The organism is Pseudomonas viciae (assembly GCF_004786035.1).
Lineage (GTDB): Bacteria > Pseudomonadota > Gammaproteobacteria > Pseudomonadales > Pseudomonadaceae > Aquipseudomonas > Aquipseudomonas viciae.
On sequence record NZ_CP035088.1, the window covers coordinates 3,851,386 to 3,878,027 of the forward strand.

The 26,642-nt window shown below is 61.3% G+C and carries 30 protein-coding genes; 13 read left to right on the top strand and 17 right to left on the bottom strand.

Annotated features, from left to right (window positions below):
* Positions 1 to 20: 20 nt before the first annotated feature.
* From EPZ47_RS16580 to EPZ47_RS16595, 4 genes are read right to left on the bottom strand one after another with little or no spacing between them, the layout of a single operon-like run.
* The gene (locus EPZ47_RS16580) at positions 21 to 242 is read right to left on the bottom strand and encodes a formate dehydrogenase subunit delta (RefSeq protein ID WP_135845783.1); all 222 of its coding nucleotides are present in this window, start codon (positions 240 to 242) and stop codon (positions 21 to 23) included.
* Positions 239 to 3,115, bottom strand: a complete 2,877-nt coding sequence (gene fdhF, locus EPZ47_RS16585) for a formate dehydrogenase subunit alpha (protein ID WP_135845784.1) — start codon at positions 3,113 to 3,115, stop codon at positions 239 to 241. The genes EPZ47_RS16580 and fdhF overlap by 4 nt, the downstream gene beginning before the upstream one ends.
* Positions 3,112 to 4,671: a formate dehydrogenase beta subunit gene (locus EPZ47_RS16590; protein WP_135845785.1), complete on the bottom strand. Its 1,560-nt coding sequence runs from the start codon at positions 4,669 to 4,671 to the stop codon at positions 3,112 to 3,114. The genes fdhF and EPZ47_RS16590 overlap by 4 nt, the downstream gene beginning before the upstream one ends.
* Positions 4,665 to 5,147: a formate dehydrogenase subunit gamma gene (locus tag EPZ47_RS16595; protein ID WP_135845786.1), complete on the bottom strand. Its 483-nt coding sequence runs from the start codon at positions 5,145 to 5,147 to the stop codon at positions 4,665 to 4,667. The genes EPZ47_RS16590 and EPZ47_RS16595 overlap by 7 nt, the downstream gene beginning before the upstream one ends.
* A gap of 381 nt (positions 5,148 to 5,528) precedes the next feature.
* Between EPZ47_RS16595 and EPZ47_RS16600 the strand changes: the two genes are divergently transcribed.
* A complete protein-coding gene (locus tag EPZ47_RS16600; RefSeq protein WP_135845787.1) occupies positions 5,529 to 6,569 on the top strand; it encodes an alpha/beta hydrolase family protein in 1,041 nt (346 codons plus the stop codon).
* Positions 6,570 to 6,692: 123 nt separating this feature from the next.
* Here the strand turns inward: EPZ47_RS16600 and EPZ47_RS16605 are convergent, their stop codons facing one another.
* Both EPZ47_RS16605 and EPZ47_RS16610 read right to left on the bottom strand, forming a co-directional pair.
* Positions 6,693 to 7,340 (bottom strand): DUF998 domain-containing protein, encoded by a 648-nt coding sequence (locus EPZ47_RS16605; RefSeq protein ID WP_135845788.1) that lies wholly within the window; start codon positions 7,338 to 7,340, stop codon positions 6,693 to 6,695.
* 78 nt (positions 7,341 to 7,418) lie between these two features.
* Positions 7,419 to 7,970, bottom strand: a complete 552-nt coding sequence (locus tag EPZ47_RS16610) for a cytochrome b (RefSeq protein WP_135845789.1) — start codon at positions 7,968 to 7,970, stop codon at positions 7,419 to 7,421.
* Between the two features lie 191 nt (positions 7,971 to 8,161).
* Between EPZ47_RS16610 and EPZ47_RS16615 the strand changes: the two genes are divergently transcribed.
* Genes EPZ47_RS16615 through EPZ47_RS16625 form a run of 3 tightly spaced genes read left to right on the top strand, consistent with a single transcriptional unit; the run spans position 8,162 to position 10,981 of the window.
* Positions 8,162 to 8,839 (top strand): thermostable hemolysin, encoded by a 678-nt coding sequence (locus EPZ47_RS16615; RefSeq protein ID WP_135845790.1) that lies wholly within the window; start codon positions 8,162 to 8,164, stop codon positions 8,837 to 8,839.
* Positions 8,829 to 10,310, top strand: a complete 1,482-nt coding sequence (locus EPZ47_RS16620) for an AMP-binding protein (RefSeq protein ID WP_135845791.1) — start codon at positions 8,829 to 8,831, stop codon at positions 10,308 to 10,310. The genes EPZ47_RS16615 and EPZ47_RS16620 overlap by 11 nt, the downstream gene beginning before the upstream one ends.
* Entirely contained in the window at positions 10,307 to 10,981 is a 675-nt protein-coding gene (locus EPZ47_RS16625) for an iron-containing redox enzyme family protein (RefSeq protein ID WP_135845792.1), read from the top strand. The genes EPZ47_RS16620 and EPZ47_RS16625 overlap by 4 nt, the downstream gene beginning before the upstream one ends.
* Here the strand turns inward: EPZ47_RS16625 and EPZ47_RS30845 are convergent.
* Positions 10,902 to 11,081 carry a hypothetical protein gene (locus EPZ47_RS30845; RefSeq protein WP_420825053.1) on the bottom strand — a complete coding sequence of 60 codons (180 nt, stop codon included), beginning with the start codon at positions 11,079 to 11,081 and terminating at the stop codon, positions 10,902 to 10,904. The genes EPZ47_RS16625 and EPZ47_RS30845 overlap by 80 nt on opposite strands.
* Between EPZ47_RS30845 and EPZ47_RS16630 the strand changes: the two genes are divergently transcribed.
* The 6 genes from EPZ47_RS16630 to EPZ47_RS16655 all read left to right on the top strand — a co-directional run bounded on the left by EPZ47_RS16630 (position 10,995) and on the right by EPZ47_RS16655 (position 15,966).
* Positions 10,995 to 11,777, top strand: a complete 783-nt coding sequence (locus EPZ47_RS16630; protein WP_406550184.1) for an SDR family oxidoreductase — start codon at positions 10,995 to 10,997, stop codon at positions 11,775 to 11,777. The genes EPZ47_RS30845 and EPZ47_RS16630 overlap by 87 nt on opposite strands.
* The gene (locus EPZ47_RS16635) at positions 11,774 to 12,418 is read left to right on the top strand and encodes a tetratricopeptide repeat protein (protein ID WP_135845794.1); all 645 of its coding nucleotides are present in this window, start codon (positions 11,774 to 11,776) and stop codon (positions 12,416 to 12,418) included. The genes EPZ47_RS16630 and EPZ47_RS16635 overlap by 4 nt, the downstream gene beginning before the upstream one ends.
* A gap of 12 nt (positions 12,419 to 12,430) precedes the next feature.
* Complete coding sequence (locus tag EPZ47_RS16640; RefSeq protein WP_135845795.1) at positions 12,431 to 13,093, top strand: response regulator; 663 nt, start codon at positions 12,431 to 12,433, stop codon at positions 13,091 to 13,093.
* Positions 13,090 to 14,457 (top strand): sensor histidine kinase, encoded by a 1,368-nt coding sequence (locus EPZ47_RS16645; protein WP_135845796.1) that lies wholly within the window; start codon positions 13,090 to 13,092, stop codon positions 14,455 to 14,457. Before EPZ47_RS16640 ends, EPZ47_RS16645 begins: the two co-directional genes overlap by 4 nt.
* A 152-nt stretch (positions 14,458 to 14,609) precedes the next feature.
* On the top strand, positions 14,610 to 14,786 hold the full coding sequence (locus tag EPZ47_RS16650) for a DUF2986 domain-containing protein (protein WP_135845797.1): 177 nt from the start codon (positions 14,610 to 14,612) through the stop codon (positions 14,784 to 14,786).
* Between the two features lie 310 nt (positions 14,787 to 15,096).
* Positions 15,097 to 15,966 carry an AraC family transcriptional regulator gene (locus EPZ47_RS16655; RefSeq protein ID WP_135845798.1) on the top strand — a complete coding sequence of 290 codons (870 nt, stop codon included), beginning with the start codon at positions 15,097 to 15,099 and terminating at the stop codon, positions 15,964 to 15,966.
* A 75-nt stretch (positions 15,967 to 16,041) separates the two neighbouring features.
* Here EPZ47_RS16655 and EPZ47_RS16660 read toward each other — a convergent pair whose 3' ends face one another.
* Positions 16,042 to 17,049: an aldo/keto reductase gene (locus EPZ47_RS16660; RefSeq protein WP_135845799.1), complete on the bottom strand. Its 1,008-nt coding sequence runs from the start codon at positions 17,047 to 17,049 to the stop codon at positions 16,042 to 16,044.
* Positions 17,050 to 17,141: 92 nt separating this feature from the next.
* Here EPZ47_RS16660 and EPZ47_RS16665 point away from each other — a divergent pair, with 92 nt between their 5' ends.
* Positions 17,142 to 18,044, top strand: coding sequence for a LysR family transcriptional regulator (locus tag EPZ47_RS16665; protein WP_135845800.1), 903 nt, complete (start codon positions 17,142 to 17,144; stop codon positions 18,042 to 18,044).
* 107 nt (positions 18,045 to 18,151) lie between these two features.
* On the opposite strand, the gene EPZ47_RS16670 is transcribed toward EPZ47_RS16665, so the two are convergent.
* Entirely contained in the window at positions 18,152 to 18,493 is a 342-nt protein-coding gene (locus tag EPZ47_RS16670) for a YajG family lipoprotein (protein WP_135845801.1), read from the bottom strand.
* Between the two features lie 204 nt (positions 18,494 to 18,697).
* Between EPZ47_RS16670 and EPZ47_RS16675 the strand changes: the two genes are divergently transcribed.
* The gene (locus tag EPZ47_RS16675) at positions 18,698 to 18,937 is read left to right on the top strand and encodes a hypothetical protein (protein WP_135845802.1); all 240 of its coding nucleotides are present in this window, start codon (positions 18,698 to 18,700) and stop codon (positions 18,935 to 18,937) included.
* 192 nt (positions 18,938 to 19,129) lie between these two features.
* On the opposite strand, the gene EPZ47_RS30120 is transcribed toward EPZ47_RS16675, so the two are convergent.
* From EPZ47_RS30120 to EPZ47_RS16690, 4 genes are all read right to left on the bottom strand, one after another.
* Positions 19,130 to 19,276, bottom strand: coding sequence for a hypothetical protein (locus tag EPZ47_RS30120; RefSeq protein ID WP_158296362.1), 147 nt, complete (start codon positions 19,274 to 19,276; stop codon positions 19,130 to 19,132).
* Positions 19,277 to 19,432: 156 nt separating this feature from the next.
* Positions 19,433 to 19,873: an HIT family protein gene (locus EPZ47_RS16680; protein WP_135845803.1), complete on the bottom strand. Its 441-nt coding sequence runs from the start codon at positions 19,871 to 19,873 to the stop codon at positions 19,433 to 19,435.
* Positions 19,874 to 19,959: 86 nt separating this feature from the next.
* Positions 19,960 to 20,169 (bottom strand): hypothetical protein, encoded by a 210-nt coding sequence (locus tag EPZ47_RS16685; RefSeq protein WP_135845804.1) that lies wholly within the window; start codon positions 20,167 to 20,169, stop codon positions 19,960 to 19,962.
* 188 nt (positions 20,170 to 20,357) lie between these two features.
* The gene (locus tag EPZ47_RS16690) at positions 20,358 to 20,705 is read right to left on the bottom strand and encodes a carboxymuconolactone decarboxylase family protein (protein ID WP_135845805.1); all 348 of its coding nucleotides are present in this window, start codon (positions 20,703 to 20,705) and stop codon (positions 20,358 to 20,360) included.
* 110 nt (positions 20,706 to 20,815) lie between these two features.
* Here EPZ47_RS16690 and EPZ47_RS16695 point away from each other — a divergent pair, with 110 nt between their 5' ends.
* Positions 20,816 to 21,721 (top strand): AraC family transcriptional regulator, encoded by a 906-nt coding sequence (locus EPZ47_RS16695; RefSeq protein WP_135845806.1) that lies wholly within the window; start codon positions 20,816 to 20,818, stop codon positions 21,719 to 21,721.
* A 15-nt stretch (positions 21,722 to 21,736) separates the two neighbouring features.
* On the opposite strand, the gene EPZ47_RS16700 is transcribed toward EPZ47_RS16695, so the two are convergent.
* The 4 genes from EPZ47_RS16700 to EPZ47_RS16715 form a co-directional block, all read right to left on the bottom strand.
* A complete protein-coding gene (locus EPZ47_RS16700; RefSeq protein WP_135845807.1) occupies positions 21,737 to 22,648 on the bottom strand; it encodes a LysR family transcriptional regulator in 912 nt (303 codons plus the stop codon).
* Positions 22,648 to 23,568: a LysR family transcriptional regulator gene (locus EPZ47_RS16705; protein ID WP_135848017.1), complete on the bottom strand. Its 921-nt coding sequence runs from the start codon at positions 23,566 to 23,568 to the stop codon at positions 22,648 to 22,650. The genes EPZ47_RS16700 and EPZ47_RS16705 overlap by 1 nt, the downstream gene beginning before the upstream one ends.
* 87 nt (positions 23,569 to 23,655) lie before the next feature.
* Entirely contained in the window at positions 23,656 to 24,285 is a 630-nt protein-coding gene (locus EPZ47_RS16710) for a glutathione S-transferase family protein (protein WP_135845808.1), read from the bottom strand.
* A 151-nt stretch (positions 24,286 to 24,436) separates the two neighbouring features.
* Positions 24,437 to 26,491, bottom strand: coding sequence for a 2Fe-2S iron-sulfur cluster-binding protein (locus tag EPZ47_RS16715; RefSeq protein ID WP_135845809.1), 2,055 nt, complete (start codon positions 26,489 to 26,491; stop codon positions 24,437 to 24,439).
* Between the last annotated feature and the right edge of the window lie 151 nt (positions 26,492 to 26,642).

Here is a 26,642-nt window from a genome sequence, read left to right on the forward strand (position 1 = left end):
GCGCGTGCCCCCATGGCTCACTAGGCACTCACTTGCGACTCTGTCAGCGCCGCCAGCACCAGTGGGTGCAGGACCGCGTCAGGGTGTGTTGTCTGCCAAGCCATTAACTCGCGGCGCATGCCCGGCGTCCAGAAGCTCTTCATATGCTGCCGTACCCCATTGACGGCCAGTGTGTGGTCCGGTTCGCTGGCGAAGTACTGGGCAATCTGGTTGGCCATTTTGATCAGGCTTTCAGAGCTCATCGACGCACCTCGGCTTTCTCGGCATGGCGGCGCTCCTTCAGCAGGCGCCCCTGTTCATCACTGAACGCCTGGTAGCGTTTCTGCCATTCCGAAGGCTGGCTGACCCGTACGATCTCCACCGCCGTCACCTTGTATTCCGGGCAGTTGGTGGCCCAGTCTGAGTTGTCGGTGGTGATCACGTTGGCACCCGATTCAGGGAAGTGGAACGTGGTGTAAACCACGCCCGGCGCCACCCGTTCGGTCACTTTCGCCCGCAGTACCGTTTGCCCGGCGCGGCTGCCGATGCCGACCCAATCGTCTTCGACAATGCCGCGGTTCTCGGCGTCGGTTGGGTGGATTTCCAAGCGGTCTTCCTCGTGCCAGGCCACGTTATCGGTACGCCGGGTCTGGGCGCCAACGTTGTACTGGCTGAGGATGCGTCCGGTGGTCAGCAACAGCGGATAGCGGTTGTTGACCTTCTCTTCGGTGGGCACATAGCCGGTGAGCATGAAGCGCCCTTTACCGCGCACGAACTGATCGATGTGCATGGTCGGCGTACCGTCCGGCGCAGCATCGTTGCACGGCCATTGCAGGCTGCCATGACGCTCCAGTTCGGCGTAGCTGACGCGGCTGAACGTCGGCGTCAGGCTAGCGATTTCATCCATGATTTCCGAGGGGTGGTTGTAGTGCATCTTGTAGCCCAAGGCATCGGCCAGGGCGATGGTGGCTTCCCAGTCGGCCTTGCCGGCCAACGGGTCCATGACCTTGCGAACCCGGGAGATGCGGCGTTCGGCGTTGGTAAAGGTGCCGTCCTTCTCCAGGAACGAGCTGCCCGGCAGGAATACGTGGGCGAACTTGGCCGTCTCGTTGAGGAAGATGTCCTGCACCACCACGCACTCCATGGCGCTCAGGGCGGCAGTCACGTGCTGGGTGTTGGGGTCGCTTTGGGCAATGTCCTCACCCTGGCAATACAGCGCCTTGAAAGTGCCGTCCAGGGCGGCCTCGAACATGTTCGGAATGCGCAGGCCCGGATCAGGTTGCAAGGTCACGTTCCACGCCTGTTCGAACTGGGCGCGCACCGTTTCGTTGGAAATGTGCCGATAGCCCGGCAGCTCGTGGGGGAACGAGCCCATGTCGCAGGAACCCTGCACGTTGTTCTGCCCGCGCAACGGGTTCACCCCGACACCCTCGCGGCCGATGTTGCCGGTGACCATTGCCAGGTTGGCGATGCCCATCACCGAGGTACTGCCCTGGCTGTGCTCGGTGACACCGAGGCCATAGTAGATGGCCGCGTTGCCGCCGGTGGCGTAGAGCCGTGCAGCGGCGCGAATCTGCTCGGCGGGCACACCGCACACCGGGCCGAGCACTTCAGGAGAGTTCTCCGCCAGGCTGACGAAATCGCGCCAGCGCGCAAAGTCCGCCACCTCGCAGCGCTCCTCGACGAAAGCCTGATCCACCAGCCCTTCGCTGACAATCACATGGGCCAGTGCGTTGAGCATCGCCACGTTGGTGCCCGGACGCAGTTGCAAGTGCAAGTCGGCGCGGGCGTGGGGCGAATCCACCAGGTCGATACGGCGCGGGTCGATGACAATCAGCCGTGCGCCCTGACGCAGGCGCCGCTTGAGCTGGGAGCCGAATACCGGGTGCGCATCGGTGGGGTTGGCGCCCATTACCAGGATGACGTCGGCCTTCATCACCGAGTCGAAATTCTGGGTACCGGCAGATTCGCCGAGGGTTTGCTTGAGGCCGTAACCGGTCGGCGAATGGCAAACGCGGGCACAGGTGTCGACGTTGTTGTTGCCAAACGCGGTGCGCACCAGTTTCTGCACCAGATAGGTTTCTTCGTTGGTGCAACGGCTGGAGGTGATGCCGCCGATGGAGTCGCGTCCGTACTTCAGCTGGATGCGCCGCAGCTCGCTGGCGGCGTAAGTCACCGCCTCTTCCCAGCTGACTTCTTGCCACGGGTCGCTGATGTGCTTGCGGATCATCGGCTTGGTGATGCGGTCCGGGTGAGTCGCGTAGCCCCAGGCGAAACGGCCCTTGACGCAGGAGTGGCCATGGTTGGCCTGACCGTTTTTGTCCGGGACCATGCGCACCAGTTGCTCGCCTTTCATTTCGGCGCGGAACGAACAACCCACGCCGCAGTAGGCACACGTGGTGATGACGCTGCGCTCCGGCTGGCCGATCTGCACGACACTCTTGTCGATCAGCGTCGCGGTCGGGCACGCCTGCACGCAAGCGCCGCAGGAGACGCATTCGGAGTCGAGGAAATTGTCACCGCCGGCCGCTGCCACACGGGAGTCGAAACCGCGCCCGGTGATGGTCAGGGCGAAAGTGCCCTGGATTTCCTCGCAAGCACGCACGCAACGGTTGCAGACGATGCACTTGCTCGGGTCGTATTCAAAATAGGGGTTGGAAACGTCCTTGGTTTCAGCCAGGTGATTGGCGCCTTCGTAGCCGTAGCGCACTTCGCGAAGGCCCACCTGCCCCGCCACGGTCTGCAACTCGCAATTGCCGTTGGCCGCGCACGTCAGGCAGTCCAGCGGGTGGTCGGAGATGTACAGCTCCATCACGTTGCGCCGCAGATCGGCGAGCTTGGAGGTCTGGGTGCGCACCACCATGCCCTCGGTCACTGGCGTGGTGCAGGAGGCCGGATAGCCGCGCATGCCGTCGATCTCCACCAGGCACATGCGGCAGGAGCCGAACGCCTCCAGGCTGTCGGTGGCACAGAGTTTCGGGATGGTGGTGCCGAGCAACGCTGCGGCGCGCATCACCGAGGTGCCGGAGGCGACGCTGATTTCGCGCCCGTCGATGGTCAGGCTGACCTGCACGTCGCTCTCACGAGCCGGGGTGCCGAGGTCGATATCGCTGCTGGGGTCGAAGATGTTGATCATTGGTCGGCCTCCGTGGTCGCCAGACCGAAGTCGGCGGGGAAATACTTCAGGGCACTGGCGACCGGATAGGAAGTCATCCCACCGAGGGCACAGAGCGAGCCGTATTGCAGGGTGTCGCAGAGATCCTTGAGCAGCAGGACCTGTTCCTCACGGGCAGCGGCGTCGGTGCTGGCCATCAAGCGGTCCACCGCTTCGACGCCACGGGTAGAACCTATCCGGCAGGGCGTGCACTTGCCGCACGACTCTTCGGCGCAGAACTGCAAGGCGAAACGAGCCATGTGGGCCATGTCCAGAGTGTCGTCGGCGACCACCACACCACCGTGGCCGAGCATCGCGCCCATGGCGGCGAACGCCTCGTAGTCCAGCGGTGTATCGAATTGCGCCGGAGGCACCCAGGCACCCAACGGTCCGCCGACTTGCGCGGCTTTCAGCGGTCGACCGCTGGCGGTTCCGCCACCATAGCCTTCCACCAACTCGCGCAGGCTCAGGCCGAAAGCGCGCTCCACCAGGCCGCCGTGACGGACGTTGCCGGCCAGTTGGAACGGCATCGTGCCCAGGGAACGACCCATGCCGAAGTCGCGGTAGAACTGCGCGCCCTTCTCCATGATCACCGGCACCGAGGCCAGGGTCACCACGTTGTGAACCAGCGTAGGCAGCCCGAACAGGCCTTGAATGGCGGGCAACGGTGGCTTGGCGCGAACCGTGCCGCGCTTGCCCTCGAGGGATTCGAGCAGTGCGGTTTCTTCGCCACAGATATAGGCGCCGGCACCCACGCGAACGTCAATATCGAAGGCGCAGCCGCTACCGCTCACGTTCGCGCCGAGATAACCGGCGTCACGGGCGATGCGCAAGGCATCGTTCAAAGTACTGATGGCGTCCGGGTATTCCGAACGCACGTAGATGTAACCCATCGTCGCGCCTACGGCGATACCGGCGATGATCATGCCTTCGATCAGCAGGAAGGGGTCGCCTTCCATCAGCATGCGGTCGGCGAAGGTGCCGGAGTCGCCCTCATCGGCATTACAGACCACATACTTCTGTGGCCCCACGGCATCGCGCACGGTGCGCCACTTGATGCCCGCCGGGAACGCCGCACCGCCCCGGCCACGCAGGCCGGAATCGAGCACGCTGGCGACCACCTCCGCACCGTCCATCTGGATAGCCCGAGCCAGGCCCAGAAAGCCGCCCTGGGCTCGGTAATCGTCCAGGGACAACGGCTGGGTAATGCCGGCGCGGGCGAACAGCAGACGCTGCTGACTCTTGAGATAGGGAATTTCCTCCACCGGCCCCAAGGCCAACGGGTGGCTGGCCGGATCGCCGATCAGGGCGTCCAGCAGGCTTGGCACGTCTTGCGGCGTAACGGGACCGAAACCGAGCCGGACGCCAGCGCTTTCCAGCTCCACCAGCGGCTCCAGCCAATAGAGGCCACGGGAAGAGGTGCGGCGCAGGTCCAGCGGCAGTTGCCGACGTTCGGCCTCACGCACCAGCGCAACGGCCACCTTGTCCGCGCCCACGGCACGGGCCACCGAATCGCGAGGGATATAGAGCGTCAGCATGCCCCATCCTCCATGCAGCCATTCACCAGCTCGCGCAGGCGTTCGGGCGTGAGCCGGGCATGCAGCTCACCGTCCAGCTCCAGGGCTGGCGAGCAGACGCAAGCGCCCAGGCAATACACCGGCCGCAAGCTGATGCTGCCATCGGCACTGGTGCCATGGTCATCCAATGCCAGTTGCTCGCGCAACTGCGCAGCCAGGCGCTCGGCGCCCATGCTCTGGCACGACTCGGCCCGGCACAGGCGCAGGGTATGGCGTGCGGGCGGCGTGGTGCGGAAGTCATGGTAGAAGCTGATTACGCCGCGCACTTCAGCCTGGCTGAGGTTGAGGGCATGGGCGATTTCCGGGACGGCGACGTCGGGGACGTACCCGCAGCCTTCCTGGATGGCGTGGAGAATCGGCAACAAGGCACCGGGGGTGTCCTTTTCGCGCGCCAATACGCTGTGAATCAGAGGCAGGTGAAGCGTCTCATCGGGCATAAAATACCTCGGCATCTCGAACGCTACCGCTATAGCGGCAGCCGTCCGGAGTCTTGGCTGCGGCGTCCGGCCCACGTCACGGTAGCGTGGCACATCCGATCGCCATTCTCGCTCTCCGGCCAGGTGTCTTTGGCGCACCTGGTCCGGGGCATCTTCACAGCTTGCCACTCCCGGGGGTTGGCGATTGCACGTGGACGACTAAACGTGTCCTGAAAGCGACTTGGGGTGAAAAGTCGTCCTGCGCGCGACGGAACGAAATTCACTACTGATTGTAGGCTACCTACAGGGCGATGACGGGGTGCTTTCGGCCAAGCGCATTCGGTCCACCCAAGACGCGTGAGTTAAGATGATGAACCGATCCAATCAAGGAAGATCACGATATTGAAAACAGCTCTCGGCGCACTGCTCCTGATCTGCCTGACCACCCGCGCATTCGCAGACAATAGCCCTATCGGCTTCCAGGCTTCTACGCTGCCAGACCCGCATAATGACCGCCCGTTGGAAATGGTGGTCTGGTATCCCAGTGCAACCACCGCCACACCGCAGTTGATCGCCGACAATCCGGTGTTTGTCAGTGCCCTGGCCGTGCGCAACGCACCACCGGCTGCTGGCGAGCATCCATTGGTGGTGCTCTCCCACGGTTACGGGGGAAATTGGCGAAACCAGACGTGGCTGGCCAGTGCATTGGCCCATAAGGGTTACATCGTCGCGGCGGTCAACCACCCCGGCACCACCAGCCAGGACCGCAGCCCTCAAGCCGCGGCGCAGTTATGGCGGCGGCCCGCCGACCTCAGCCGCGCCATCGACGCGGTCATGGCTCAGCCGGAACAATTTGGTGTGGTCGCAAAACCTCGAATTGCAGCAGTGGGCCATTCACTTGGCGGCTGGACCATCCTGGAAATCGCCGGCGCACGTTTCGATCCCAACCGTTTTGCCCAGGACTGCCAGGCCCACCCGAAGTTGGCCAGTTGCACCGTTTACCAACTGATGAACCCCGAAGGCAGCACAGAATCGAAGGCGCGGATGGGCGCGGATTTGAGCGACAAACGCGTCACCGCCGTTGTTTCATTGGACCTGGGCCTGTCACGCGGGCTGACCGATGCGAGCCTTGCGGCGCTGCCGGTCCCGGCACTGGTGATTGCGGCGGGTGTGCCGTCTAAGGAGCTTCCCGCGCAGATGGAGTCGGCAAACTTGGCCAAACGCCTGCCCCCAGCGTCGACGCGCTACGTCGAGATCAGCGATGCCAGCCATTTCAGTTTCATGGCGCAGTGCAAACCCGGCGGGGCGGCGTTGATCGAAGAGAACACGCCAGGCGATGGCATGATTTGCGCGGATGGCGACGGCGCTCGCCCACGTGACGTGATCCAGCAACAGATTGCCTCGCTGGTCAGCGAGTTTCTGGCGGGGCCACCGCCCCACTGAAGGGGATGATTTTATTAACGGTTGCACGTCGAGGTTGCCGGTGGTCGCCAAGGTTGCCGCCGGAACCGCTGTCGCGCCAGTGCAACCTGTCAGCTCAACTGACTGGGAGTGACAGCTGTGCAGTTAGCAGACGCTCACTGCAACACCTGGATTATCTTCATCGCGTAAGGCAACGACCGCCAACGACGCAATCCAGATCACCGAAACCCCGTAATTGAGCCGCTGGTACAGGCCGAACAAGCGACCGTCGGCCAATGCCGTCGCCATCAGCATAACGGTCACGATGGCCAGGATGACGCAGATCGCCGAGAACATGGCGAACCTGGACGACAGCAGCCGCTTGCCGACAAGCGTCCACAATACCCCCGCCAGGGTAAGCGAGATGAACATCACCAACCCCGCAAGATTGTGGTTCTGCTGCGAGACCGACGGTTGAACCGGCGCACAGCCCTGATCGCAGGAAAAATAGCCGGTCGCGAAGCTTGCCAAACCATGGACGAGAATCAGTGTTGCGCTAATCAAGGCCAACCGCGATGCCTTGAACCGCCGCGCCACGCCTATGGCGAAGAGCACGAACATCACACCCAGCGGAAAATTGTTCACCCAGGCAGAGAAGCCGTGGGTGGGCGCTCCCAGAGCACCCAGTTGGCTCATGGCTTGATCCAGATGGCTATAGCCCGGATAGGCTCGCGCAGTCAGCGCAACCCCCAAAAACAGCCAGAGCGGAATAAGTAACCCCACCCCCAGCAAAGCCCGATCCATGGTTTTCATGTTGCAACGCTCCCTGTTGTTGTGATGTCCGTTTACACGTGAAGCGAAATCCGCTCGCTACCAAGCAGCATTCTCCCTTCAAGATCGATTTCGTCTCGGCAATAACCGCGCAAGGGTATCATCACCCACCCAATAATGATGGAACAAACCGGCCGCCGCATGCAGGCCGATCAACCAGTAACCGCTGGTGCCGAGCAGCTCATGCCAATATTTCAACTGCTTGGCCAGGTCAGGATCCACCGTCACGGGAGCCGGCAGGAAGAAGCCGAAATACGGCATCGGTTTACCCCCAGCGGCCAGCATCAGCCAAGCCAGCACCGGGGTCGCGATCATCAGGCCATACAGCGCCAGGTGCATCAGGTGCGCAAGGCCGGTCTGCCAGGTCGGTGGCGCGGGCGTGATGGGCGGGCGCGGCGTGAGGCGTCCTAACAGGCGAACCCATACCAGCGCAAAGATGCTCAGGCCGAACACCCCGTGCAACCCTAGAAACAGACTTCGCGCGTTGCTGCCACGGGGCAGCAAGCCTTTGATCTCGATGCACGCGTACACGCCGACAAACAGCACGAGCATCAGCCAATGCAAAGTCATCGACAATTTTCCATAACGGTTTACGGCAATATCGCGGGTCATAGCGCGCCTCGTGAAAGTTTGAGCGACCGTCGAATCATTCGACTGCCTTGATCCTGGAGTTGCGAATCGACGTCGCCAGCCTGCCGTTAAAGTCTTAAGGCAATCTGAAGAGCGAGTTTCTTCACCTTCAGACTTCGTTAAGAAATGCCTCGGATACTCCTCCCCAATCCATTAAGGGAGGCGTTCTGCCCATGCCCATTGTCAACTGGAACATCCCCCTGCCCTTGCACTTCGACCAAGCCGAGGCGCCGCAGATGATCCTGTCCGCAGCCCTGCCGGACGACGTGCAGCGGCCGTCGTTCGAAGCGTTTATCCAGCAGCGTTTTCGCAAGGCCCACGGCGCCGACATCCGGCATTTCATGCCGCAGCTGTTTGGCTTGAGCAACGCTGACCACGGGCTCTGTGCCGTGGCCGGGGTGCGCATGGCCAATGACGAATCCCTGTTTCTGGAGCGCTACCTGGACGAGCCGATCGAGCCCCTGATCGGCGCCGCCGCGGGGCATCCGGTGGATCGCGCCGGGATCGTCGAAGTCGGCAACCTTGCCGCCAGCGACACCGGCAGCGCTCGGCTGAGCATCATCGCCATCACTTATCTATTGGCCATGGGTGGCCTGGAATGGGTGGCCTTCACCGGCAACATCGGCTTGGTCAACAGCTTCCACCGGCTCGGCTTGAAACCCGTGACGTTGTGCGCCGCCGACCCGGCGCGGTTGGGCGATGAACGCCACAGCTGGGGCAGCTACTACGAAAGTAAACCCTGGGTACACGTGGGCAATATCCGCGCAGGTTTCATTCACTTGCGCAACATCGGCCTGTTCACCCGACTGGGCTTGCCAGCCTCCCTGGAGGACACCTGTCATGTCGCCTGAACTGCAGCGCTTCCGGCAAACCCTGCGTAGCCATGCCGAGCGCCACACCCGGCGCATCGCGCTGTGGGGTGATCAGCTGAAACTCGATTACGCCACACTGTACGCCGAGGTGGTGTACCGCCAGCAACGTCTGCGCGATGAACAGGTATCCGTCATCGCGTTGGCGCTGGACAACGGCGTCGAAGCGATGCTCTGGGACCTGGCGGCACTGTTCGAAGGCCTGGCCTGTGTGACCTTGCCGCCCTTTTTCAGCCCGACCCAACGTGCCCACTGCCTGGAGCAAAGCCAGGCGGAACGGGTCGTTGCCGAACCGGAGTTGGCCGCCGAATTGCTCGCCGCCGGCTATGAAAAAAATGGCGAGTTCTGGCATCGCACATTCACCGGACCGAACCGGATGCCCGCCGGCACCGCCAAGCTGACCTTTACTTCAGGCACCACGGGCACCCCCAAGGGGGTATGCCTGAGTGCCGAAAGCCTGCTGCGGGTCGCGCGCGAGCTCGATCACGCCAGCAAACCCGCCGACCCGCAGCATCACCTGGCGCTGTTGCCGCTGGCGATCCTGCTGGAAAACCTCGGCTGCTATGCGGCGCTGTATGCCGGCGCCACGCTGAGCGTACCGAGCCAGAAAAGCCTCGGCATCCAGGGTGCCAGCGGTGTCGACACTCCGCGCCTGCTCGCGTGTTTGGCCAGTCGTGCCCCCGAGAGCCTGATTCTGGTACCACAGCTCTTGCAGATACTGGTCAGCGCCGCCGAACAGAAAGCGTTCGCCCCGCACAAATTGCGCTTTGCCGCCGTGGGGGGCGCGCGGGTCTCAGAGAGCCTGTTGCACCGCGCCAAAAGCGTCGGCCTGGCGGTCTACGAGGGTTACGGCCTGTCCGAATGCGCCTCGGTGGTCTGCCTCAATCGCCCCGATGCACAGCGTCCGGGCAGTGTCGGCAAGCCCCTGCCCCATATCCAGATACGCCTGGCCGAAGACGGCGAAGTGCTGATCAAGGGGTCGACCCTGCTCGGCTACCTGGGTGATGCCCCTTTCGCCGAGGCTTGGTGGCCCAGCGGGGACCTGGGTGAATTCGACGCGGATGGTTTTCTTTACCTCAAGGGCCGCAAAAAACACCAGTTCGTCACCAGCTATGGGCGCAACGTCAACCCGGAATGGGTCGAGGCCGAACTGACCCAGCGTCGACACATCGCCCAAGCCTTTGTCTACGGCGAAGCGCTGCCGCGCAATCATGCCCTGCTGTGGCCCCACCGCCCGGATTGCACCGACGCAGAACTGACCGCCGCCGTGGCCGAGGCCAACGAGACCTTGCCCGATTATGCCCAGGTGCATCGCTGGACACGCCTGCCCCACCCCTTCACCGCCGCCAACGGCCTGTTGACCGCCAATGGCCGCCCGCGACGCGACGCCATCGTCGCGCTGTACCGCGTGCAACTGACTGAATCCGCCCATTTCGAGGAATCCGCATCATGATGTTTTTCGACACCCTGCAAGAAGCCACGAAAGAAGAACGCCACGAACTGTTCAACTTGCCGATCATCCGTGACGCCCTCGACGGCAAGGTCAGCCTGGAGAGCTACCGGGCGTTTCTCGTCGAAGCTTATTACCACGTGCGCCACACCGTGCCACTGATGATGGCCTGCGGCGCGCGCCTGCCCGCTCACCTTGAATGGCTGCGTAAAGCGGTGTGCGAGTACATCGATGAAGAATACGGCCACGAACAATGGGTCCTCGACGATATCGTCGCCTGCGGCGGTGATCGCAATGCCGTGCGCAACGGCCAGCCTTCGTTGCCGATAGAGCTGATGGTCAGTTTTCTCTACGACCTGATCGCCCGGGGCAACCCAGTGGGGCTGTTCGGCATGGTCAACGTGCTGGAAGGCACCAGTATCGCCCTGGCCACCCACGCGGCGGACAGCATCCGGGATCACTTGGCGTTGCCGGCCAGCGCCTTCAGCTACTTGAGCTCCCACGGATCCCTCGACATCGGGCACATGCAGACCTATCGCGGCCTGATGAACGAACTCGACGACCCGGAGGATCAAGCGGCGGTAATCCACGCCTCTAAAGTGGTGTACCGGCTCTACACCGACATGTTCCGGGGTTTACCGCGGGACACGGAGGCTCACCATGCAACTGCGTGACGCCCGCGTGGTATTGACCGGCGCCAGCGGCGGCATCGGCCAGGCCATCGCCGCTGCACTGTGCGCCGCCGGGGCCAGGGTATTGGCCGTGGCGCGAGATCAGCAATCGCTGCTGCCACTGCTGGCGCGCTATCCACAGAACCTGTGCTGTGTGGCCGCTGACCTGACGTCACCCGGCGACCGCCGCAAGATCCTCGCCGCCGCCACTGCCCTTGACGGCGTCAACCTGCTGATCAACGCAGCGGGAATCAACCACTTCGCCATGCTCGAACAGCTGGATGACAGTGACGTCAACGCGATGCTGGCGGTGAATATCGGTGCGCCGATTTGTCTGACCAAACTGCTGCTGCCGCTGCTCAAGCAAGCCGACAGCGCCATGGTGGTCAACGTGGGCTCAACCTATGGCTCCATCGGCTACCCCGGCTACGCCAGTTATTGTGCCAGCAAGTTTGCCTTGCGCGGCTTTTCCGAAGCCCTGCGCCGGGAACTGGCGGACACCCGGGTCGGCGTCCTCTACGTCGCCCCCCGCGCCACCCGCACCTCGATGAACAGCCCGGCGGCCCAGGCGCTGAACGATGCACTCAAAGCCAACGTCGATGATCCGCAAGCGGTGGCCAACGCAGTGACCCACGCCATCGCCGGTGACCGTCGCGATCTTTACCTGGGCTGGCCGGAGCGCTTTTTCGTGCGCCTCAACAGCCTGCTGCCGAACCTGGTGGACCGTGGCCTGCGCAAGCAATTGCCGCTGATCCGTCGCCTGAGTCACAAACCTGAAAACGAGCACCTGAAACCATGAAAAAACTTCTCGCCGGCCTGATGATCGTCGCCATGGGCCAAAGCGCCTGGGCGCTGGATACCACTGACCAGCAACGCCTCGTCGGCATCCAGCAAAGCTGGGCGCACATACAATATGAGTTGCCGGAAAAACAACGCGAGGCTGCGTTCGAGCAGTTGGCGACGCAAGCCTCGACATTCACCCGTGAACGCCCGGAGCTGGCCGAAGCCTGGATCTGGTCGGGCATCGTCACCAGCAGTTGGGCCGGTGCCCAGGGCGGGCTTGGCGCCTTGAGCAAAGTCAAAGAGGCCAGGACCGACCTGGAAAAAGCCCTGGTCCTCGACCCGAAAGCCCTGCAAGGCTCGGCCTATACCAGCCTTGCGGCGCTGTATGACCGGGTGCCCGGCTGGCCGATCGGTTTCGGTGATGCCGACAAAGCCGAGCAGTTGCTCAAACAGGCGCTGCAACTCAACCCCGACGGTATCGACAGCCTGTACTTCTGGGGTGATCACCTTTACCGTCAGAAACGCTACGCTGAAGCCCAAGGCGCCCTGCAGAAAGCCCTCAATGCCGCGCCACGCCCCGGACGTGAACAGGCCGATGCCGGGCGTCGCAAGGAAATCCAGGCACTCTTGATTGAAGTGAACAAAAAACTCAACTGACTAGGAGTCCGTGTGCGTGTACTACTGATCGAGGATGACGTGGCCCTGGGCGAAGGCATCCATCAGGCCCTGGGGCGCGAAGGCTACACCGTCGACTGGCTCAAGGACGGCAAAAGCGCCTTGCACGCGCTGCTCAGCGAAACCTTTGACCTGGCCGTGCTCGACCTCGGCCTGCCGCGCATGGACGGGCTGGAAGTGCTTCAGCGCCTGCGCGCCAGCGGTTCCAACCTACCGGTGCTGATCCTCACCGCCCGCGATGCGACCGAAGACCGCATCGCCGGGCTGGACGCCGGTGCCGACGACTACTTGGTCAAACCGTTTGACCTAGCCGAACTCAAGGCCCGCTTGCGCGCCCTGCTACGGCGCAGTGCCGGGCGCGCACAAATGCTGATCGAACACGCCGGCATCAGCCTCAACCCTGGCACACAGCAGGTCAGCTATCTCGGTAAGCCCGTGGTGTTGACGCCCAAGGAATATCAGTTGCTGCACGAATTGCTCTCGCCCCCCGGCCGCGTCATGACCCGCGATCACCTCATGCAACTGTTGTACGGCTGGAGTGAAGAAGCCGAGAGCAACACCCTTGAGGTGCATATCCACCACCTGCGCAAGAAGTTCTCCAGCGAGCTGATCCGCACCGTGCGCGGCGTGGGGTATCTGGTGGAGGAACATCGATGACTTCGATTCGCCGCCGTACGCTGACCCTGATCATCGGCCTGATGCTCGCAGGGCTCGCGGTGATCAGCGTGCTCAACCTGCACGACAGCAATCATGAAATCGCCGAGGTCTACGACGCGCAACTGGCACAAAACGCCCGCCTGCTCCAAGGCGTGATGCACATGCCGATGGCGAGCCAGGCCCACGCCGACCTGTATCGGGCGTTCAACACCGCATTGGGCGAGGCAGCGCCACGAACCGACGGCCATCCTTACGAAAGCAAAATCGCCTTCCAGGTATGGAACGCCCAGGGCGAAGTGCTGGTGCATACCGCCAGCGCCCCCTCCTTCCGCACACCGCCGACCGAACCCGGTTTCAGCGATGTGGTGGATTTAAACAACCGCCACTGGCGAGCCTTTGTCCTCAAGGACAAACAGAACGGCCTGAACATCTGGGTCGGTGAACGCGATGACGTACGGGCGGACTTGGTCGATCGCATCGTGCGCCATACCCTGTGGCCGAACATATTGGGCAGCCTGATCCTGGCAGCGATGGTCTGGCTGGCCATCGGCTGGGGTCTCAAGCCGTTGGCCGACATGGCGGCCACCCTGCGCGCGCGCCACAGCGGCTCGCTGGAGCCGCTGCAACTGACACCCCTGCCCAGCGAACTGGAACCGATGCAAGCGGCGCTCAACCGCATGCTTGCGCAAATCCAGGACGTGCTCGAACGCGAACGGCGCTTCATCGCCGATGCCGCCCACGAACTGCGTACCCCCCTGGCCGTGCTGCGGGTACATGCGCAAAACCTGCTGGAGGCCGGCACCGAACATGAGCGCCGGGAATCACTTGAACACCTGATCGCCGGCGTTGACCGGGCCAGCCGGCTGGTCAATCAACTGCTGACCATGGCTCGGATCGAACCGAAGACAGGAGCACGCATCCCTCCCCTTATCGACCTGGCCGCTACCGTCCGGGAAAGCCTGGTTCAACTGACACCCTGGCTCCTGAGCAAGGGACTTGAACTGGTGTTCGATGTCAGCGACGACATCGAGCCGGTCAGGGTGGACCCGGCCGACATCAACATTGCCTTGAACAATCTGGTGACCAACGCCGCCAACTTCTCCCCCGCCCAGGGGCAGATTACGGTGCGACTGGTCAAAAACGGCAACCACTATGAGCTATCGGTCGAAGACGAAGGCCCGGGCATCGACGAATCCGAGTCCAATCGGCTCCTCGAACGCTTTTACAGCCGCGGCAATGACCAAGGCGCCGGATTGGGCCTGGCCATCGTAAAAGCCATCGCCGATCGCTTGGAAGGACAAGTCAGGCTGGAAAATCGCAGCCCGATGGGGACGCGTGCGACGCTAGTGCTGGGCCGTGTCTGAAACCGATTGATCGCGCTGGGCGGCCAGTCAAACCAGGACGAGTCAACTCAACCTCGGCTTTCCTGCGATAGCCGAACAGGTTCGTTGCTCAAAGGACAGCAATCAGCCGGAACCTCTGTCATCATCCAAGACTTAAAAGCCGAGTAGAAAACATGAATCGTCGTAAAAAAATAAAGCAGTTGCTCCAAGCACACGCTAAAAAGGCCAGTGCCAAATTGGCACCGCCAAAGAAGGACAAATACATCAGTAAAGCGGACCGTTTGAAACTGGCTGCCGAGCCCAGCCAAGACTCAACCATTTCCTCCGAAAGCGCGGACGTCACGCGATAAAATTGCACGTTGACCCAGTCCGCTTCGTCCTGCTCAGGACTTAGCAGAACAATGCGTCTGGCTGAAGACCTCATCCTGCAGCCTTACGTTATGTCTACCTGTTGCAGTGAGTGCAATCCTTCCAGAGGCAGGTGAACACCTGCGGCTTTGCTTGGAAAATTCGGCGCGAAAGTTGGTTACCATGGCAACTCGAGACAGCGCAAGCTGACAGGCCTGCTACAAGCACATGGGATTATCAGCAAACGCGGCTAGGCACGCTCCTCCCGCTATAGTCGATTCTATTGCGACCGTACTTCCAAGAGCCTTTCCAGTGTCTGACATGCCGACCCACTTCGCCTACACAAAACGCTTCAACGCCGTACTCGCCTATATCGATGACAACCTCGAAGGCGACCTGTCGGTGAAGACGCTGAGCCAAGTGGCGAATTTCTCGGCATTTCACTTCCATCGCCAATTCACCGCGTTCGTCGGCGTGCCGGTCTCACGTTATGTGCAACTGATGCGGCTACGACGCGCGGCACATCGCCTCGCCGCCCTGCCCGATTACTCGGTACTGGACGCCGCATCTGGTGCTGGTTTTGAAAGTCCCGAGGCATTTTGCAGGGCGTTCAGGCGCTCGCTCGGTATGACACCCAGTGCGTTCCGCAAGGAACCGAACTGGCAGGTCTGGAACTCGGTGTTCGCAATTCCTCACTTTTCCAGGACTATCATCATGCAAGTACAAATCGTGGAGTTCCCTGAAGTCAGGGTAGCAACGCTCGAGCACTGCGGCCCCCCCGGGCTCGTCAATGAGAGCGTGCGCAAGTTCATCGAGTGGCGTATGCAGAGCGGCCAGTCGCCGGTGGCATCGAGTCGCTCCTTTGGCATTCCCTACGGCAACCCCGATACGACACCTCCACAAGCATTCCGCTTCGCCATCTGCGGCGAGATTCACGAGGCCGTGGTGCCAAATGAATTCGGCGTGCATGAAACCGTCATTCCTGGCGGTCGCTGCGCCGTGGTGCGGCACGCAGGGTCACCGGATCACATCGGCGAAACGATCTATCCGATTTACCGCGACTGGCTGCCTGCCAGTGGAGAGGAACTGCGTGACCAGCCGCTGTTCTTCCATTACCTGAGCGTCTATCCCGAGACACCGCAGGATCAATGGCAGACCGATGTGTATGTTCCGCTGCAATAACGGAGCAAGCAGCCTTCGACCCTGAGGTGACGTTGGCGAGTGTCCGCTCAGGGTCGTCGACCTCGATCAAATCGGTCAGGCGGCGCCCGGGACATTGGTTCCCATGCCCGCCGGCAGGAACGGTCGAATCTCCTCGATTTCCGCAGCACTGAGGCGCCACTGCGAACCTGCAATCAGCCCATCCACTTGTGCGGGACGGCGGGCACCGACGATGGCGCCCGTCACAGCCGGCTGGCGAAGTACCCAGGCGATGGCGACTGCCGCGGCGCCGACCCCATGCCGTTCGCCAATGCGTGCCATGACGTCCACCAATGCCAGGTTTGCGCTCAAACGGGGCTCCTGGAAGTCAGCACTTCGGGCTTTGCGCCAATCGTCTTCGGGCAGTTGCGAGATGCGCTCGCGGGTCATGCTGCCGGAAAGCAGCCCCGATTGAAGCGTGGAATAGGCCAGGACACCCATCCCGGCCTGCTCGCAGAATGGCAGGACGTCCTTCTCGATATCGCGCATCAACGCGGAGTATGGCGGCTGGAGCGAAACAATCTCGGTGACCGCCTGGGCTCGTTTGAGTTGAGCAACGTCGAAATTCGAGACACCGATCGCACGAATTTTTCCCTGGTCACGGGCCGTTGCCAAAGCCGAAAGCGCCATTTCGATACCTTCGCTGCTGGCGTCGGCCGGAAAAGCGGGCCAGTGGATCTGATAGAGATCGATTGCCTCGACTTGAAGCCGGCGCAAACTGGCATCGACTTCGGCGAGCAACGATTGGGGCGCCAGCGAGTGCGCAATCGCCTTCGTGACCGGATCCCAGACCAAGCTGCCTTTGGTGAACACCAAAGGACGTCGCGAGGCCGGCACCCGCCGCAACAATTGCCCGACTAATTGCTCGGCATGGCCCAAGCCATAAACCGCAGCGGTATCGATCCAGTTCACCCCACGTTCGATGGCATATTCCAGTGCGTCCAGACTGTCGTTGTCATCCTGCGCGCCCCAACTGTATTCCCAACCGGTGCCGGCAATGGCCCACGTTCCCAGGCCAATCGGCGAAATCAGGAACTGCGATGAGCCAAGACGATTCTTTTGCATAGCGACCTCTCCACGAATGATGGAGGCAGTATCCGGGAGCAATCTGATGAAGATAAGATAGGTAATCTTCTTTGGACTACTGAACAAAATTCATGAGTCAGCACCCCGACCTCTCTGAACTCGATGCCTTTGCCGCCGTCGCTCGCCATCGCAGCTTTCGCAAGGCCGCCGACGAACGTGGCGTCTCGGCTTCGGCGTTGAGTCACGCGATGCGCGCGCTGGAAACACGCCTGGGCGTCAGGCTACTGAACCGGACCACGCGTAGCGTGACCCCGACCGAGGCCGGCCAGCAGCTTTTGGCAACGCTGGCGCCGACCCTGCACCAGGTTGCCGAGGCCTTGGCGCAATTGACCTCGATGCAGGCAGTGCCCGTCGGCAAACTGCGTCTCAACGTGGCACGTCCGGCGGCACGCATTGTGTTTGCGCAAGTGCTCGCGCCCTTCGTGGCCAGGTATCCACGCATTCAGCTGGAGCTGATCACCGATGATGGCTTGACCGATATCGTCAACGACGGGTTTGACGCGGGAGTCCGCTTTGGGGAAAACCTGGCCGGCGACATGATCGCAGTGCCTGTCGGCGCCCCCCAGTCATTCGTCACCGTTGCCGCACCGAGCTATCTAGCCGCGAAAGGGGTCGCACAAGTACCCCGCGACCTGCTCGATCATGCGTGCATTGCCAGGCGTTTTCCCAGCGGCAAACTGTACGCTTGGGAGTATCAGGCCGAGGGTCAGCCGATACGTTTATCCGTCACCGGCCCGCTCATCCTGGAAGACGATGGGCTGATGATCCAAGCCGCGAAAGATGGCGCTGGAATAGCCTACGTCTACGAGGCACTGGCGCGCGACGACATCCGCCGCGGGCATCTCAGAGAAATACTCCAGGATTGGAAAGCCCCACCGAGCCGCTTCTTTGTGTATTACTCCAGCCGACGCCACGTGCCACCGGCCTTGAAAGCGCTCATCGAATTCATCAGGGCAGACGACTCGCGAATCTGATCCAAGCAGACAAAAAAAAGCCCCGCAACCGAATACGGTGCGGGGCAAGGAATTGGTTGGTTGCGGCCAACCAAAGGAGCACGGTGAAAAGCGTTTACGGGCCGGGGTCAGATGCAATCCTGTGCGGCGCGGCCAAAACTCGAAGGCAGCAGGTTCGAAGCCAGCAGATGCCGCTCATAGATGAATACCTTGCCACCGTTGCCAGACTTGTAGGCTTCCAGCACGTTGTCCGCAGAGATTTTGCTCGGCACCACGATCCGGTAGCTGCGCTGGGTCTGCGAGACCATTGGGCTCAATGCACTGCCCTGCAATTTCGGTACGACACATTCGGCGTATTGGGCCGGTGTCTTGCTGGTCTGCAAGGTCAGGGTCGGGTCGTTCGGCACGGAGGCGCAACCGGCGAGCGACAGCGAGGCAAACGTCATGAGAAGCACAAATAAAGAGCGCATCGATCTATCCTGAAAACAAAGGGTTCGGTCATCAAGCGCCCAGATGTCTGGGGCGACGTGTTCGATGGAGGTGATTTTCCACCGATCTCCGACAAAGCAGAACTTACGTTGCGTAATGGTCACTATCACCTCTAGCGATAGTTACGCGCCGTGAAGACAGATACACACTAAGATCACCACTAAAAAAATGATGAGGACTTTTCCTTGAGAACGTTTGATCTGATCCGCGATGCTGTCTTGCCCGACTTTCGTGACCGCGTGGCCGAGTACCTGGTCCAGTACGAAACCGTGCTGTTAAGCGAGATCGCCCCCGACCCGGAACTGGCGCGGGCCACCGCCAACCAGTTGCGCGGTTATTTGCGTGGGCTGAACACCACGCGGGTATTGGGCATGGCGGATTGGGAGGAGCTGGATCGGCGGGTGGTCAATACGTGGCTCGAGTAATCAGCCTTGGAGCGCTAGCGAGTCGATGTGCCTGGACAAGCGATTATTTCAGGCTCTACATCAAGGAGGACCTGATGATGCCGCAAGCAACTCATGGTCGCGAAAGGCAAATTGATCTCGCCCCAAAACGCCTCTCCCTATCAGCAACATTCGAGACACAGCCGAGGGGCCGGCGCCCCCTCGGCGCGCCCATCATCCAGCATCCGCCGCAGCGACCCCCCGTCGAAAATCCTCGACCAACGCCTCGACGTTCTCCAGCCCTACATGCAAGCGCACCACCGGATTCAACGCCCGATCTGCTGCGCTGTCGCGATCCCCGGTATCCGCAACGGTTCTCATACCCACCCCACGAATCCCCAACCCAAACAACTGGCACGCCGGGCTTATGAACTGATCAGGAATCATCAGGGACATGGAAACCGAATGCTCGCCAGGAATGTGGCTACGCCAGCCCCCGGCAAGTCAACGCCAGTCCCTGGACTTTCGCGGCGGGATTCAAGAGCGCTTGATGCGCTCTACCAAACGCGCCTGCAGAACTTTGAGCGCCTCAGGGTCGGCCTTTCCTCTTCCATGCTCCCCAGGTGCTTCACCCTCCCAGCGCGGGATGATGTGCACATGAATGTGGTAGACCGTTTGCCCGGCCACAGCGCCATTGAATTGCGCGACCTGCACGCCGTCCGGCTCCAATTCATCCACGATGACGCGAGTGAGCCGCTGCACGGCCGACATCATCGCCCCGAGCGTAGCGGGTTCGACATCCAGAATATTGCGGGCCTGGGAGGCTTTGGGGATCACCAGGACGTGACCGCGGGATTGAGGAAAAATATCCAGGAAGGCCATGACGTCGGCGTCTTCATAAATCTTGTAGCACGGCGCTTCGCCCCGAAGGATCAGCGCAAAAATGTTCTGCGAATCGTACTGGCCGTGGAGGCTCATGATCAGTCCCTTAAAAGTGCTTCTAGACAAGTTGGCTGCCAGCAAGCTGGCATCGACCGATCAAACGGTTTAGCACAAACCTGTCCTTAACGCCCAGCCCAGCGAAACACTTCGCTCCAGAAGCTTGCCGTGATCCCTCGCCCCTGGCGCAGATTCCGTGATCCCAACTCTGCAGACTCGCTGGCTAAGGCGCCCATCAGTTGCGGCAGCAAAAACCCACTTTCGTACTCGCTGTGGGTTACGTTCAAAGACTCTGGCCAAGGGCTGTCGGCGCAGGCATGGAGGGTGTCGTTCATGAGGAATCTCCTGGTGGATAGAGAACGCTGCCCAGGCCTGAGAAGGTCCGTTGCGTCTGGGGTCAGTTTCGTCGGCAGGCAGGGTTTAGAGAAGGATCAGGGACCGCATGACTTAATTGCATGGCATGAAACAATGAGTTGAAAAGCCCCGGCACCTTGCGGCGCCTGGGGCCAGATGTGGCGTGCAATCACGCCGGTCTGTTCAATGCGTCATAGGCTTCAAGCGAACGCAGCGAGTAAATGTACGCAGCCCCCGCATTCAGCGAGATCGCGGTGGCCAGGGCTGCGGTCACTTCCTCGCGGCTTGCACCGGCTTTGATCGCCGAGTCCGTGTGCGCGGCGATGCAACCGTCGCAGCGGGTGGTGACAGCGATGGCGATCGAGATCAACTCGCGCGTCTTCGCATCGAGCACGTTGTTCTCGCTGGTGGCCTCACCAAGGGCCATGTAGGCCTTGACCATTTTCGGGTTGCTCTTGCCCAGTGCGCCGAAGGCTTTCTGAATAGTGGGCAATAATTCGGACCAGTTATTGAACATGGCATTAACTCCTGAGTGGGTTGGGTGTACTGTTTCGACGCACTCAGTTTTTCACCCTGGCGCAGCTCGGGTTTGTTCAATCCACTCAGTTTTTTTTGCGAAACGCTCAAATGAATGCGATCGATAAACTCATCAGTCTGGCCAATGTGCGCGGCAGCCTGGATCTGCGTTGTCAGTTCCAGGGCGATTGGGCTGTGGATCATGAGCAGCAAGCGCTGGGCAAAGCGCCCTATCACATCGTGTTGGCAGGAGAATGCCGGGTAGAGTTTCCCGACGGGCAGCGTTTACCCATGCGTGCAGGCGACATTCTGCTGCTGCCTCGTGGGGCCCGGCACCTCATGCACAGCCCTGGAAAGACAGTAGCGCCAACCACCCCAGACATCGTCCCGGGGAGCATGCTGCCGATACATCACATCGGTGGCGCCAGCCCGGAGCTGGACATGCTCTGTGGTGGCTTTCACTTCAACCGCGCCTCCCTGCTGTTTGCGTCCCTGCCCGAATACCTGGTGATTCCCAGCGGCGCCTTGCCGGCCAATGGGCCACTACCAGCGTTGGTCGAGGTCATTCGAGGGGAAGCGGACGGGGATAAGGTCGGCGCTCGGTTTTTGCTCGACGCGCTTTCCCAGGCGTTGTTCACCCTGATTCTGCGCGCGCACCTGGCAAACCATGGCCAGGACAGCGGCTCGTTGGCCCTGCTGGGCGATAAACGTTTGGGCCGGGCCTGGCAGGCGATGCTGGCGGACCCTGCGCACGAGTGGACGATTCAAGGCCTGGCCGAGACCGCGAACATGTCCCGCGCATCCTTCATGCGGGCATTCGTTCAAGTGGCCGGGGTATCACCGTGGGTATTGCTGACGCAAGTACGCATGGAGCTGGCGTTCGGTCTGCTGAGCCATTCACATCTCGGCTTGAGCGACATCGCAGTGCAGGTGGGTTACCAATCCCAGGCGGCGTTCAGCAAGAAATTCAAGGATATCTATGGCCAAGCACCCGGAAGAGTGCGGCGCGCAATTTGAAACTGACTGGGCTCCTTAGCAGACATCAGGCCTCATGGCCGGATGCTCGCGCAGCCGTTCAACAATGTAATCGACGAAACTGCGCACGCGCATTGGAGCTTTACGTCTCTCACGGTAAACCACTTGGACTGGCGTCGAGGGCGGTTCATAGGGCTGCAAGACCCTGCGCAATCGTCCGCTGTTCAAATAATCGTACAACGGATAGCTCACACAACGCGTCACCCCTGCCCCATGCGTCGCGGCATCGATGGCCGACTGTAATGTCGCGCAACTGAGTCGCGTGCGAGCCCTGATGTTGCTTGGCTCGCCCTGCATTTGGAAAGACCATTGAACCCTGTCCTGATTGGCTTGCGTGGCGATCAGTCGATGATTGCGCAAATCCTGCGGCACGACGGGTTCACCATGAGCAGCCAGATACGCCGGGCTGGCGCAAACGATCGAGCGAACATTGCCGACAGCTCGTGCGATCAATGCAGAACTGGGCAAATGCCCCACCAGCACGGCCACATCCAAGCCTTCCTCATTCATGTTCGCAATACGATCATGGTACTGCGCGAACACCCTTATCTCGGGGTACAGATCCATGTAATCGGCCAGCAGCGGAGCCATGACATAGCGACTGAAGAGCAACGGCAACAGCACCGTCAGACTGCCCTGCGCCTGGACATGCAAGCCCTGGGCGCAGGCTTCGGCCTCATCGACCTCTTTGAGGATACGTGAACAATCGGCCATGAATGCCGCACCGGCTTCAGTCAGCAGCACCCCACGAGTGCTTCGCGACAGTAATTGGACGCCGAGTCGGGCCTCCAACCGAGCAATGGCACGCACGACGGTCGGGCCGGATACGTTAAGGCGCTGGGCGGCTGACGCGAGGCTCGGGCTTTGCGAAATCGCGTGGAACATCAGCATTTCATGGTGGCGTCCCATCAGCCAACGCCCTTGCCGAGCGATTTGAGCGTCACGTCGGCCCCGAGCCGATCAGCGAGAAAGTCGACGAAGGTACGCACCTTGGCAGGCACCCGATTGCTCTTCTGATACACCACATGAATCGGCAGCGCCGGCAGCTCAAAATCTTCGAGCACCACTTCCAGCGATCCGTCAGCGACGTGCCTGGCCACCTGATAGGACAATACCCGCGTGATTCCCCAGCCCAGGCACGCAATATTGATCGCGGCCTGATTGGCGGTAACCACCAGGCGCGGATCAAACCGTAAACTCAATGGCTTGGCGCCATCCATGAATTGCCAATCGCTCAGCAAGTGACTGGCCGAAGACATCACGATCTTGGCTGTGCTCAACTCTGCCGGGTGCCGTGGCCTTGCGTGCCGCTCGAAATATTCGGGCGCGGCGCATATCACCTGACGTACTTCGCCGACCTTGATGGCGTGCTGAGCGTTATCGTGCAAATGACCAATGCGTATCGCCACATCGATCCCTTCGTCAGCCATGTTCACCACTCGATCGACCAATAATGCGTTGAGATGCACCGAAGGAAATTGATCAAGGTAATCCGTCAGCAGTGGCGCCACGTACAGTTCGCCAAACAGGACCGGTGCCGTGACGGTCAGGTATCCGCACGGTATCAGGTAGCTGCCGGCGGCGGCCTCCTCCGCTTCTTCGAGCTCGCCGAGAATCCGCCGGCAATCTTCCAGGTAGCGTTGCCCCGCTTCGGTCAGGTGCACATTGCGGGTGGTCCTGGATAACAGCTGGGTGCCGATCCTTTCTTCCATTGCAGCGACGGCTCGCGTCACACTCGGAGGGGAAATATGCAAGCGACGGGCTGCCGCGGCAAACCCCTCTTCCTCGGCAACCGCCATAAAAACCTGCATTTCCTGAAAGCGATCCATGGGCGATCCCGTTTTGGTGGAGCAGCTACCGCGCGGCGTAATGGGGCTTGCCGCAAGATGCTTCACGGCAAGCCCCAACTGCTTGAATCAAGCGTGTTGCAAGCCCTTGGCAGTCCGTTGCATGCCAACGAAATTCGGCAACGCTTCAATGCTGCCCAGCCACGCACGGACATGCGGATAGTCGGTCAACGCGACATTGCCCTCCGGGGCGTGCGCCACGTAGGTGTATGCGGCAACGTCGGCGATAGTCGGTTTGTCAGCCGCCAGGAAAGCACTTTGCCCCAACTCGCTCTCCATGACTTTCAGCAAGGCGTGGGAACGATTGATAGCATCCTCGGCGTTATAGCCCGCGCCAAACACTGTGATCAATCGCGCGTTGGCGGGGCCCGAGTTGATCTGCCCAGCGGCCACCGAAAGCCAGCGCTGAACCCTGGCTTGAGCGAGCGGGTCACTCGGCAACCATTGGCCATTGCCATACTTTGCCGCGAGGTAAACCAGGATCGCGTTGGAGTCCGTCAGGACGGTGCCGTTGTCATCGATCACCGGTACCTGACCAAACCGGTTGATGGCCAGGAACTCGGGGGTCTTGTGCTCACCCTTCATCAGGTCCACGAATATCAGTTCGGTCGGCAGGCCGAGCAGCGAGAGCATCAACTCGACGCGATGGGCGTGACCAGACAACGGATGGCGATAGAGCTTGATCGCTTTCTGAGACATGACGTACTCCATGTTGTTTTTTGGGGTCGAGGCGGGAATCGCGTCGATGGCGCTATCCTCCCCTCCTATCCCAAACAGCGGAATCACCAGCTTTTACAATCCAGCATTCCACTATTTGAAATAGTCAGCGGCCGGTCGGTTTGACGCTCTCTCAAACCTCCAGCACCAACGTCTCACTGCCCTGGGCCGGCACCGCGCAGCAGATCAGCACCTCATCTTCGGTCAAAGGCTCCGCCGGGCTATTGAGGTAATGCACCTGGCCGCGTTTCAACCGGGTTTTACAGGTGCCACAGGAGCCGCCGCGGCAACTGAACTCAGGGCTCAAGCCGCGCGCCTCCGCCAGCTCGAGCAAGGTGCCACTGCCGGGCTCCCAGCGCGCTTCCTTGCCGGAGGTGGCGAACAAGACCTTCACTGCTTCGCTCGCCGCCGGCGTTTGCGGTGTCGCTGGCACGCTGACTTCGGCGTCGCGGACAAGCGTCGACGGGCCAAAGGTCTCGGCGTGGATACGATCATCAGGAATGCGCAATTTACGCAGTCCGTCATACAGCGCCTGGGTAAAGCTGCCCGGTCCACACAAGTAGTAGTCGTAGTCATCGAGGGGCAGCAACTGCTTGAGCAACCCCACGTCAATCCGGCCCGTCGCGTCGTAGCCCTCGCCTGCCGGCGCCTCGGCGGGCGGTTGGCTGACCATGCGCAGTATCCGCAGCTTGTCACCGGCGCGGGCCGCCAACTCATTGAGCTCGTCACGAAACGCCAGGTCAGCCACCGAGCGCGCGCTTTGCACCAGCCAGACCGGGCGCATGCGGCTGATGCGCTGCCCTTGGTAAACCACCTCGCGCAACATCGACAGCAGCGGCGTAATGCCGACGCCGGCGGCCAGGAGTACCAACGGACGCCGTTCGGTGGGCTGGACGGTGAAATGCCCCTGGGGCGCTCGCGCTTCAATCTCGTGGGCCACCTGAATCTGCTCATGCAGGTGCGAAGACACCGAGCCGTCGCGCTTGACGCTGATGCGCAGGAAGTCATCCGACGGCGCGCTGGAGACGCTATAGGTTCGAATCAACGGTGCGTGTTGTCCTTCCAGCAAGACCCGCACAGGCAGATGCTGGCCGGCTTCAAAACGGGGTAAGCCAGCACCGTCAGCCGCTTGCAGATAGAAAGAGCGAATATTGTGGCTTTCATCCACCACGCGTTCGACCCGCAGTGGCCGCCAATGGCTACGCACGGCTTCGGCCTGCAAGCGCTCGGCGGCTTGTTCCCAACTGCCGGTCATCAATGAATTGGGCGAGTCCCCTTCGGCCTGGTCTTTCCAGCGCAAGGGAATCGCCGCCGGGCGATAGACAATACGCTGCGGCGTGAAGCGCATCAGCCGCTCGGCGCCTTGGAACGCGGTGATTTGCGGGTCGTCCAGCAGCACTTGCGCCGAACCGCTCATGTGCAGGAGGTCGCCGCTCTGGAAATCGACGAACACCAGTCCTGCACGCGGGTTCAGCAGGATGTTGCCCAGGGTGTTGAAGAACAGGTTTCCGGAAAAATCCGGAATGGTCAGCGTCCCGTCCTCGTCCATGCGCACAAACCCCGGCTTACCGCCACGATGGGACGCATCAACCTGGCGCTCGCCGTCGCGAACCACATAGGTGGCGATATAAAACGAGTCGGCGGCCGTGACCAGGCGACGTACCAACGGGTCTGTCGGGGCCAACTGAACAGGCTCGGCGGCCTGCTCTTCGACAAAGCGATACTGGCGCAGGTTGATGTAGCGCGGGCAGTTGCCATAGGCCTGACTGACTGAAATCTCCAGGCCGTCGTCCAGTTGACGACGCACATTGCCGTTCATGCGGTTACGTCGACGGGTGTGCAACTCGATACCCAACATACCGATGGCATCCCCCTCGCCCATGCCCTCCTGGGCCGGGTCGCTGGGCTGTGGCTTGAGATCGATGCGCAAGGTTTGCGGGTCGGGCGACTGCATGAAGCCGGGCTGCCCGGTGCGCAGGGTCGCCCACACGTCGCCTTGCCGATCCACGGTACCCAACACCACGAAGGGCAACTGGGCGTAGAACTCCCGGTGCTGATCCGGCATCCAGGTGCGGGCCAATTGCCGCTGGCCAACGCTGGCCATCATGTCGACCGCGCCGACAGAGCGCTGCAATGTCAGCTCACCTTCATGCCAGGGCGAGGATGGTGGTTTCGAGGCTTCGTTCATCAGCTACTCCTCGCGCCCGCCGCATTGCAGCCTGGGCCAGTGCGCTACGATTAGGGAAGCTGCGCTACGTCTCTTGCCGAGGCATGCAGTGCAGGTGAGGCCATCTTCTTCCCAAAGCGTCTTCGCAGGAATACGCACAAACTGCAATCCA